The following is a 247-nucleotide window of genomic DNA, read 5'->3' as shown; positions in this document are numbered from 1 at the left end:
AGTATCTACAAGACTTTGCCGGGGCGTGGTTTTGAAGTACGCGTATGGCCGGGTCGTATACCTAACGAGGAGATGCAGGAACGTTATGGCGATACACTTGCTCCTTATATCTGTGAGCTTATTAAGCGCGGGTATAAACGTACCGGATTCGGATTAGAGGGAACTTTAGGGGAGTGCGCAGACAAAGGACGCTACGACGAGGATGCCCTGAGTGAGAAGGAACTGGACTTCGGTCCAGAGGGCTTCC

At 51.8% G+C, this 247-nt stretch carries 1 protein-coding gene; it reads left to right on the top strand.

All coding sequences use genetic code 11. The features are described 5' to 3' along the window. A partial coding sequence (locus ABFY71_RS19070) for a hypothetical protein (RefSeq protein WP_347947454.1) occupies positions 1 to 247 on the top strand: 247 nt, incomplete at both ends.

It is taken from the genome of Devosia alba, assembly GCF_039938915.1.
GTDB lineage: Bacteria > Pseudomonadota > Alphaproteobacteria > Rhizobiales > Devosiaceae > Devosia > Devosia alba.
Note: the sequence above shows the minus strand (reverse complement) of the source record. Positions and strands in the feature narration are given on the sequence as shown.